Origin of the sequence: Streptomyces sp. WZ.A104 (genome assembly GCF_002382885.1) — a bacterium.
Classification (GTDB): domain Bacteria; phylum Actinomycetota; class Actinomycetes; order Streptomycetales; family Streptomycetaceae; genus Streptomyces.
This window is the reverse complement of record NZ_NWVL01000094.1, coordinates 16,588-27,356: the sequence shown is the minus strand read 5'-3', so window position 1 is coordinate 27,356 and position 10,769 is coordinate 16,588. Positions and strand designations below refer to the sequence as shown.

Here is a 10,769-nt window from a genome sequence, read left to right as displayed (position 1 = left end):
CCGTCACCCTCGACAGGCGGACGACGCCCAGGACCCTTGCCACTCTTGCTCTCCTTGCTTCCCCGTACGCTGGGGACAGGTGGATTCAAGCACGACTCTCAAAGTGGCCTCTTCGACACGGCCAACGTCTACGGCTGGGGCGAGAACAAGGGGCGCACCGAGGAGATCCTCGGCACCTGGTTCGCCCAGGGCGGCGGCCGCCGCGACCAGGTGGTCCTGGCCACCAAGGTGTACGGGAACATGGCCGCCGACGGCGAGTCCTGGCCCAACCACGACAAGCTCTCCGCCGTCAACATCCGGCGCGCGGTCGACGCCTCGCTCAAGCGGCTCCAGACGGACCACATCGACCTCTACCAGTTCCACCACGTCGACCGGAACACGCCGTTCGACGAGATCTGGCAGGCGATCGACGTCCTGGTCCAGCAGGGCAAGATCCTGTACGCCGGGTCCTCCAACTTCCCCGGCTACAAGATCGCCCAGGCCAACGAGCAGGCCGCCAGGCGCGGTTCGCTCGGCCTGGTCAGCGAGCAGTGCATCTACAACCTCGCCGAACGCCGCGCCGAGATGGAGGTCATCCCGGCCGCCCAGGACTACGGCCTCGGTGTCATCCCCTGGTCTCCGCTGCACGGCGGCCTGCTGGGCGGCGTCATCAAGAAGACGACCGAGGGCGGCCGCCGAGCCTCGGGCCGCGCGGCCGACGCCCTGGCCGACACCAAGGTCCGCGCACAGATCCAGTCCTACGAGGACCTGCTCGACAAGCACGGCCTGGAGCCCGGCGAAGCGGCCCTGGCCTGGCTCCTGACCCGCCCCGGCATCACGGGCCCGATCGTCGGCCCCCGCACGGCCGACCAACTGGCCGGCGCGCTGAGGGCACTCGACCTGGACCTGCCGGAGGCCGTCCTCACGGGCCTGGACGAGATCTTCCCGGGCCCGGGGCCTTCGCCGGAGGCCTTTGCCTGGTAGCGGGCGGGTGTTGTGCCTGCGCAAGTGACAGAGGGGCCTCCCGTCGCGGTGACGGGAGGCCCCTCTTGTGTTACTGCGCGATTACCTCAGCTGAGGGCTTGGAAGTCCAGCCACCCGCTGTCTCCGACGGCGACTCCGCGGCCGGAGAGGTTGGAGTGGGCGTAGAGCTTGTCGTCGCTGCCGGTGGCGAAGATGTCCGCCCGGCCGTCCGAGCCCGCGTCGGGGAAAGCTGTGAGCAGCGGACGGTGGGCGCGTGTCCAGCCCGTTCCGATGACCGTGGCGGCGGGGCCGTAGCCGATTCCTTCACCTCCCGGGCCGGTGCCTTCGTAGAGGCGGAGTTCTCCGCTGGTCCTGTGGCGTGCGAGGAGGTCTACGTGACCGTTGCCGGTACGGTCGCCGGGTGCTGCCAGGTCGTAGTGCGACCACGATCCGTTGCCGACGAGGACGGGTGCGCGGGAGTCGTCCAAGTAGAAGGAGTTGGAACCGTAGTACAGCCAGAGGAAGTCGCCCTCCTTGACGAGGAGGTCGGGGTATCCGGCGACATCGGGCGTTCCGTCATTGTCGGTGTCCAGAGGACCGTCGACGTCACCGACGGCGAGGATCTGGTCGGCGTTCGCCCAGTGGTTGTTGGCCTCGTCGAAGACGGCGAGTTCTTGGCGCTCGTACAGACAGGAGCGGGAGTGCCCGTCGGCCTGTTCGTTCTGTGCGGTACAGGCCCAGCCGGCTCCGTTGTTCGGATAGAGCTGAAGCGTCTTGCCGTCGGTGCCCGGGATGGCTGCAACGAGGTCCTCGAAGCCGTCGCCTGTCCAGTCCCCGCGGTGGGTGATGCTGGCCTGGGTGAAGTCACCGTTGCCGGCGGTGTTGCCGGCTCCGACGTAGCCGTTGCCCTGTCCGGGGTAGAGCCACAGTTCGCCGTTGCTGCGGACGCCGTAGAGGTCTGCGTTGTTGTCCCCGTTGAGGTCACCGGCCTTGTCGGGGATGGCGAGGCCGTTGGCATAGAAGAGGTAGGAGGCCCGGTCGGAGCGGTTCTGGGCGGCATCGAGACTGCGGACATAGAGGCGTTGTGATCCTGCGGCAGGCGGGGTCAGGACGACTTTGGCATCGATCTTGCCGTCGCCGTCGAGGTCTGTGGTGGGCGTGACCTTGCGGACAGCGGGGTCCCAGTCGGACCAGTACTCATAGGACTTCACGTCGTTCACGCCGCCGTTGCCGAGGATGAACGTTCCTGCGGTACGAGCCCGGCCGGTGGTGGCGGGCCAGCCGTCGGAGCCGTCGGGGAACTCCTGGGAGCTGATGGTGGGTGGTGTGCTGGGCCGAGTGGGATCGAAGTCGAAGCGGCACGTTGCCGTTCCGGGGTACCAGGCGGAGTTGGCGGTCGTGTCGAGTGCCTGCACCATCCATCCGAAGTTGCCCTTTGCCGCGGCCAGGTGCTTCTGCAGAGTGGCCTTGGGAACCTTGACCTTCGCTACCGTGCCGGAGCTCGCGGAGACGATCTGGTTGAAGATCTCACTGCCGCCGGACAGGTTGTTGGTGCCCCAGAGGCGGAACTGGGCGCGGACCGTTCCGCCATCCGGGTCGGAGACCTTCGCGGTCAGGGTGACGTCGGTGTTCCCGATCGTGGTGTACGGCGCGACCTTGTCGCACCCGCCGGAACTGGGAATGGTGTCCACGTTGTTCGGCACGTTCGGAACGGTGTTGTAAGTCGTCGACAAAGCCGCCGAGTTGGCGTCGAACTTCTTCCAGCCGAAGACATCCGACTGATCTTTGTCGGGCACCTGCAGACCGAAGGTCAGCGTGTTCCACTTCTTGGCGATGCCGTCCTTCGCCGCTGCTGTGACGTCGAAGGCGAGAGCGCCGGCAGGGCAATTCGGGCCCCAGCCGAGGGACTCATTGACGGCGTCCAGCTTCTTGCGGCGCTCAGGCTGTTTGTTCCACGTGGTGGACGAGGAGATCGCGGTGGTCGCCCAGAGCTCGACAGTTCGGTTGGTGCAGGACCAGGACCACGTGTTCTTGATCCGGAATGTGGAGGAGGAGACGACCTTCTTCGTGGACCACAGATTGGAGGAGTTCATCCGGAAGTAGGAGCGGGCCAGCCCGTTGGTCTCGTTCTCGTACCCGACGCGGGCGGTCGTTGTGCCGTTCTTACCCCAATTCGCTCCGTTGAAGAACGAACTGTTCGGATGCTTCTTGTAGGCGATGGTCCAGGAGTGGCGGGAGCCGGATACGGCCGGGTCCAGCAGTACCGGGTACCGCGTGTCCTCGCCCGTCAGGAGTTCCTCGTCCGGAGTGAGCCTCAGCTTCCCGTCCGTGACTGCGAGCCCCATGGTCGCCTGCTGGGCTCCGTAACCCGGTTCGAACTCGTCGGAGGGCGGTGGCGGTCCGGTCGGTCCGGTCCGTGCGCTCCGGGCCGCGCGGGCCACAGGCGCGGCAGCGGTACTGCTGTCCCACATCAGCGGTGTCGGCGCGGTGAAGACCTCCTCGCCGGCCGGGTTGACGGCCGTGAAGTTGCCGTTGGCGTCGGTGCGCGCCTCCAGGCCGCTGGTGTCCAGGTCGAAGTGGACCTGTTTGAGCGCTGGATCAGCGGCGGCCTCGGCGGTCTTCACGACCAGGAGGCTGGTGAATCCGGCGGGGCCCGCCTTGAGCTTGAGATCGACATCATTCAGGACGTCCCCGTAGGTCACGGTGTCACCGTCGACTTCGGGATCGGGCAGCGGCTGTGGCCACGTCCAGGACATGCTGCGGCCGTCACGAATGACGGTTGCCAAAGGCCCATCCCCGCCGCCGGAGAAGCGTACGTCGACCTCGGTGGCCTTCGGGGAAAGGCTTCCGTCCGCATGAGATTTCAGCGTCGTGTCGATCGATACGAGCTTGTTTCCCTGACGTACGAACTGCGGTAGGGCGTAGGTGTCTTGAGTGAACGTGCCATCGGGATTGGCGAACACCTGCGAGGTCTCGGTGCGCTGGGCGAGCACTTCTACCGGCTTACCCGATTCCGCTGCTTCCGCGGCTGCCGCGGTTTCCGCGTCGGCCTTCGGCGCCGCGGGTGTCGAGGTGGTCTCGGGTTCTGCGGCGGCGGCTTCCGGTAGGTGCTGGGGTGCGCCGAGAGTCAGGGCCACGGCGAGAGCGGCCACACCCGTGACGCTCCCCTTTGTTCTCCATCTGACCTTGCGTCGCAAAAGTTCCATCGAAGAGGTCCCCTCCCGTATCAGTTCGAGTCGCACCCTAGAACGTGAGGGAAGTGTGATGAAAGCGGTCCCTCTGCGGTGTCTACCTGGTCGGTCGAATCGTCGGCAGGGTATTTCCTTTCATTTCGGTGCATGTGTCAATGAAGTGATCACGCATCTGCGGTGATGGGGATCTGAAAGGCCAAATCGTTACGGTTCTTCTGTGTTGACTCTGTGGAAACCCTGCTAACTTCCCTGCTCAGCTATGACCTTTGGGTAACGGGTGGGGGAGTTCTGCGCATGGTTTCGGGTGGGGGCGTCGGCACGGCACGCATGAAGAAATGGGCGCGGCTGATAGCCGCCTCCCTCGCCGCGTTGCTGTTCGTGGGACTGCTGGGTGCACCGGTTGCGGCAGCCGCCGAACTCGACCTGCTGAGGCTCCAGAAGCCGGACCCGGTGCCCACCGGCAAGGTCGAGAAGGAGGGGTCGCCGAGGCCTGATCAGACGGCCGGGAAGCAGTGGAAGAAGCCCAAGGTCACCTGGCCGAAACCGGGCACCTCGACTTCCGCCCTCCGTGCGAACGGGGCCCAGGTGAAGGCCGGTTCACTTCCCGTCAGCGTGGGCAGGGCCTCCGCGCCCGAGGTCGCGAAGTCCGGGAGGGCGTCGGCTCTCTCGTCCGCTCCCGGAAAGGGCCGGGAATCGGGACCGCAGAAGGTCCAGGTCCAGGTTCTCGACCGCGACACCACCGAGGCGTTGGGCGTCGACGGGGTCGTGCTCGCCCTCCGCCCCACCGCGGGTGCGCAGGGAGATGTGAACGTCAAGGTCGACTATTCGGGCTTCCGGAATGCCTACGGCGGTGACTGGGCCTCCCGCCTCACGCTGAAGACCCTGCCCGTCTGTGCCCTGGCCACCCCGGGCAAGAAGGGGTGTGCGACCGGCGAGGAGCTCCCCTCCAGCAACGACGTGAAGAGCGGATCGGTCGAGGCCGCCGTGCCGCTGCCCGCCGCCTCCGCATCGACCGGTTCCGGAGCCGTGGGCGCCGATCCGGTCGCTCCGAAGGCCGGTGCGCGGTCGGTCGCCGGCGGAACGGTGCTGCTGGCCGCGACCGCCTCTGCGGCGGGCTCCTCGGGCAACTTCAAGGCCACCTCTCTCTCCCCGTCCGCGTCCTGGTCCGCTGGTGGATCGAACGGCGCGTTCTCCTGGTCGTACCCGATCACCACACCGGCCGTCGCGGGCAGCGCCGTTCCGGACCTGAAGCTCGGCTACTCCTCCCAGTCGGTCGACGGCCGTACCGCGGCGACGAACAACCAGGCCAACGGCATCGGTGACGGCTGGTCGATGGAGCCGGGCTACATCGAGCGCCGGTACATCTCCTGCACCGAGGACACCAAGAACAGCACCACCACGGCGAAGGTCGGAGACCTCTGCTGGAAGAAGGACAACGCCGTCATCAACCTCGGCGGCCGGTCCAACACACTGATCAAGGACACCGACAGCGGGGAGTGGCGCCTGGAGAGCGATGACGGCACCAAGGTCGCCCAGCTCACCAACACATCCCTGGCCAACGGCGACAACAACGGCGAGTACTGGCGGGTGACGACCCCGGACGGCACGCGCTACTACTTCGGCTTCAACCGGCCGCGCGGCTGGGCCGCGGGCAAGGACGAGACCGACTCGGTCTGGACCGTCCCCGTCTTCGGTAACCAGCCCGGCGAACCCTGCTACGCGGCGTCGTTCAAGGACGCCTGGTGCCAGCAGGGCTGGCGGTGGAACCTGGACCTGGTCATCGACACGCACAACGACGCCATCACGTACTACTGGGACAAGGAGACCAACTACTACGGTCGCAACGTCAACCCCAACACCGGGGCCTCCACTGCGACCCCGTACACCCGTGGCGGCTCCCTGAAGCGCATCGAGTACGGCCTGCGGTCCACCGACTTCTACGCCAAGCCCGCAGCCAAGATCGACTTCACGAACAGCGAGCGCTGCCTGAGCGACTGCGGAACCTTCGACAAGGCGCACGCGAAGAACTGGCCCGACGTCCCCTTCGACCGGTACTGCGCCAAGGGCACCGAGTGCAAGGACCGCTACTCGCCCTCGTTCTGGAGCCGTAAGCGTCTGACGAAGATCGACACGTCGGTGCTCGTCGGCACGGCCTTCAAGCCGGTCGACACCTGGGCCCTCGCCCACCAGTTCCCCGCGACCGGCGACGGCAGCGATCCGGCGCTCTGGCTGAAGTCGATCACCCGCACCGGGCACGGCGGAACCGGGTCCGTCACCCTCCCCTCCGTGACGTTCAAGGGCAAGGCCCTGCCGAACCGCGTCGAAGGCGCCACCACCGGCGGCGACCCCGACCCGGTCCCGCCGCTGTGGCGCTACCGCGTCTACGGCATCGACACCGAGACCGGCGGAACGATCGGGATCACCTACTCCGCGGCCGACTGCAAGGCGGGCAGCGTCCCCACCCCGGCTTCGAACACCCGCCGCTGCTACCCGGTGAAGTGGTCCCCGCCGGACGCCCCGGCGGCGAACTACGAGCCGTATCTCGACTGGTTCCACACCTACGTCGTCACCCAGGTCCTGGAGACCGACAACACCGGCGGCGCCCCCGTCAAGCAGACGGACTACGCGTACCTGGGCGGCATGGGCTGGACCAAGTCCAAGGATGACGAGTTCACCGACGCCAAGCACCTCACCTACGGCGACCGCAAGGGGTACGGCCGTGTCCAGGTGCGCAGCGGTGTCAAGCCGGACAAGCGGACGTTGAAGGAGTACCGCTACTTCCGGGGCATCGACGGCGCGGCGGTCAAGGACCACGAGGGCATCGCCGTCACCGACCGGGAGGCCTTCGCGGGCATGACCCGCGAGGAGGCCACGTACAACTGGGACGGCGGCAAGCTGGAGACCACCACCAGCTATGAGCCGTGGCGCTCGGCCGCCACCGCCACCGAGACCCGCACCGAGGGCCTGCCCACCCGCTACGCCTACGCCACGGCCGGCAAGAGCGAGCAGACCCGTACGGCCGTGGGCACGGGCTGGCGGACCACCCGCACCGAGCGGACCTTCGACGCTGTCGGCCAGACCCTGACCGAGTCCTCCCTCGGTGACACGGCGAAGACCGGCGACGAGGAGTGCACCACCACCACGTACAACCGCAACACGTCGCGGAACATCCTCACCACGGTCGCCGAGACCCGGACGGTCGCCAAGCCCTGCGGGACCACACCGTCCCTTCCGACTGACCTCATCTCCGTGGCACGGCACTACTACGACGGGGCGACGAGCCTGACCACCGCGCCGTCGCGGGGCGACGTGACGCGCCTGGACGAGCAGGACACCAAGGGCACGGGCTACCTCACCACGGCGACGCACTCCTACGACCAGCACGGCCGGGAGAAGACCTCCACGAACGCCTTGCAGGCCACGACGAGGACGGATTACGTCCCGGCGACCTTCCAGGCGCCGACGACGGTCACCGTGACCAACGCCCGCGACCACAAGGCGACCACCACCCATGACCCGGTCCGTGGCGTGGTGACCGCGGCCGTGGACGCGAACGGCAAGCGCACGGACGCCGTCCACGACGGTCTCGGCCGCGTGCTGAAGGTATGGGAGCCGGGCTGGCCCAAGTCCTCCCACCCGGACAAGCCCTCGGCGGAGTACGCGTACAGGATCTCCAAGACCGCCGTGAACGCCGTGACCACCAAGACGCTCAAGCAGAACGGCAGCTACCGCACCGCCTACACGCTCTACGACGGTCTGCTGCGCGAACGCCAGACGCAGGCTCCGGCCGCCGCCACGCAGGACCGGATCATGACCGAGACCCACTACGACACCCGTGGCTGGGCCTGGCGGACGTACGCCCCCTACTACGCGAAGGGCGTACCGTCGGCGACACTGTCCTCAGCAGCGGTGAACACCGTGCCGACGGCAGTACAGAACCTGTTCGACGGTCTGGGCCGGGTCACGGACGCGCTGTCCGTGAAGTTCGGCGACGAGCAGTGGCGCAGCAAGACCGTGTACGAGGGTGATCGCACCACCGTGATCCCGCCCCGGGGCGGCACGGCCACCACCACGGTCACGGACGCGCGCGGGCGCACGACCGAACTCCTGGAGTACACGAACGCCGCCCGCACGGCATCGCAGAAGACGGTCTACGGGTACGGCAAGTACGACGAGCCGAGCACGGTCAGGGACCCTGACGGCAACACCTGGACCTACACCTTCGACAGCCGCGGCCAGAAGACCAGAAGCGACGACCCGGACAAGGGCGTCACGAGCATGAAGTACAACGACCTCGGACAGCCGGTCACCACGACCGACGAGCGCGGCGTCACCCTCACCACCGAGTACGACGTGCTGGGCCGCAAGACCGCGGTCAAGCAGGGTGACACCCTGTTGTCGAAGTGGACCTACGACACCCTCGCCAAGGGTCGGCTGACCAGCAGCACGCGTTACGTCGGGGGCGCCGCGTACACCACGGCGACCGACGGATTCAACGACCGCTACCAGCCGACGTCCACGACGAGCACCGTTCCTTCCGCCGCCGGTGGCCTGGCGGGCACCTTCACCTGGAAGTACGGTTACGACCCCGAGACCGGCGCCCTGCTGTGGACGCTCAACCCTGCCGTGGGTGACATCCCATCCGAGCGGGTCGTGACCAACTACAACAGCGACGACCAGCCGTTCCGTACCAGCGGTCAGCGTGGCGCTCTCGTCGCCAACACGGTGTACGACGTCTTCTCCCGGCCCACGCGCCTGGAGTTCAGCGCCACTCTCAACCAGAAGGCCTACAAGACCAAGGTCTACGACGAACACACCGGCCAGGTCATCCGGCAGACCACCGACCGGGACGTCGCTCCCCAGCGCGTCGACGACACCAAGTACGCCTACGACCCGGCGGGCAACGTCACCGGCGTCACCACGGTCAGCGGCCAGGACGCACAGAAGTCCACCGACACGCAGTGCTTCACCAACGACCCGCTGGGTCGGCTGACCGAAGCCTGGACGGCGAAGGCAGACTGCGCCACGGCCCCCTCGGCCTCCACGGTCGGTGGCCCGGACGCCTACTGGCACAGCTACAGCTACGACAAGATCGGCAACCGCACCAAGCAGACCGAGCACGCGACCTCGGCCGGAACGACGGACGCCGTGACCAGCTACACCCACCCGGCCCCCGGCAGCGACCGGCCCCACGCGGTGCAGCAGGCCTCGGTCACCGGCGGTCCGGACAACGGCCGTACGAGCACCTTCGCGTACGACAAGACCGGCAACACCACCAAGCGCACCATCGGCACCACGGCCCAGACCCTGACCTGGGACGCCGAGGGACACCTGGCCACGCTCACCGAGGGCGGCAAGAAGTCCAGCTACACGTACGACGCCGACGGCAACCGCATCATCGCGAAGAACGGCGACGGGTCCAGCACCCTCACCCTCCCGAACGGTGACCAGCTGAACGTCGCGGCGAACGGTACGAAGACGGCGACGCGCTACTACACGCACAACGGTGAAACGGTCGCGGTCCGCAACGGCAACGCCATCGCCTACCTGATCAACGACCACCAGGGCACGGCGATGACGGCCATCGCGGTCGGCACGCTCGCGTTGACCCGCAGGAAGCAGCTGCCCTTCGGCGGTCTGCGTTCCGAGCAGTCAACGGTCTTCGGCAACCGCGGCTTCGTCGGCGGAATCAACGACCCCACGGGCCTGACGCACCTGGGCGCCCGCGAGTACGATCCGGTCCTGGGCCGCTTCCTCTCCGTAGACCCGATCATCGATTTCCACGATCCGGCGCAGATGAACGCCTACAGCTACGCCCACAACAGCCCGCTCACCAAGTCCGACCCGACGGGCCTGCGCCCGGACGGCCCGGTGGGCGGCAACTCGTACAACGACGAGCGGTGGGCGAATGACCGGGGGATGACGGCGGGGTACACGAAGAAGAGCGGGAAGTGGGTGTGGGAGCAGGCGCCCAAGGAGGATGCTGAGTCGCAGCGGAGGTACAGCAGCTACCGGGCCAGCCCGACCACGTACATGGTGCCCAAGATCCCGAAGTACATTCCCGGTAACAAGATCTATCGCAGCAAGAATCTACAGAACGGGCCGGATGTTGGCAGTGCGGTCAAGCGAGGCCTGCGAGCAATTTGGGATCGCACCGGTGGCAAAGTTGTGGCGAATGTCGCCAGTGATGCGCGGGCGCTTGGTGGGTGGGTGAGTGACAACTGGGAGGAGATCAAGCTCGGGATTACCATCGGTGGATTCGTGGCTTGTCTCGTTGTATCGGCGGGACTATGCACAGTGGTGGGAGTGGTTGGTGCATCCATAGCCTACGGGGGAGATTCACTCAAGACTGGTCAATTTGACACAGGGGGGGTATTTTAGGACGCTGGCTTGGACCGTTGGTGGCGGAGCGGTTGCCGGTGGAGTGGCTCGAGTGATGGGGACTCCATGGCGTTCTGCGTATACGTCCGGTGCTGTCGGGCGAGCCACAGTGAGGATGCCGTTGTATCGGACTAAAGGAGGCTACGGGGCAGGCCCGGGAGGCGGCCGGAAGGGCTGGGTGACACAGCCGGTGGAAGTGGTTGACCGTGGGCGGACTGCTCTCAATATGGGAGTGAATTCACAGCTCGCATGGGG

3 protein-coding genes are annotated in these 10,769 nt (G+C 66.9%); 2 read left to right on the top strand and 1 reads right to left on the bottom strand.

The window, feature by feature from the left end; translation table 11 throughout:
- Positions 1 to 54: 54 nt before the first annotated feature.
- Positions 55 to 963, top strand: a complete 909-nt coding sequence (locus CIB93_RS33005; protein WP_257002472.1) for an aldo/keto reductase — start codon at positions 55 to 57, stop codon at positions 961 to 963.
- Between the two features lie 86 nt (positions 964 to 1,049).
- On the opposite strand, the gene CIB93_RS33000 is transcribed toward CIB93_RS33005, so the two are convergent.
- Positions 1,050 to 4,094, bottom strand: coding sequence for a VCBS repeat-containing protein (locus CIB93_RS33000; protein ID WP_096632285.1), 3,045 nt, complete (start codon positions 4,092 to 4,094; stop codon positions 1,050 to 1,052).
- 333 nt (positions 4,095 to 4,427) lie between these two features.
- Here CIB93_RS33000 and CIB93_RS32995 point away from each other — a divergent pair, with 333 nt between their 5' ends.
- Positions 4,428 to 10,514 (top strand): RHS repeat domain-containing protein, encoded by a 6,087-nt coding sequence (locus CIB93_RS32995; protein ID WP_257002471.1) that lies wholly within the window; start codon positions 4,428 to 4,430, stop codon positions 10,512 to 10,514.
- Positions 10,515 to 10,769 lie beyond the last annotated feature (255 nt).

Bases quoted from the DNA above. Each gene is read 5' to 3' on its own strand.
- CIB93_RS32995 (WP_257002471.1), top strand. From the start codon at position 4,428: ATGGTTTCGGGTGGGGGCGTCGGCACGGCACGCATGAAGAAATGGGCG.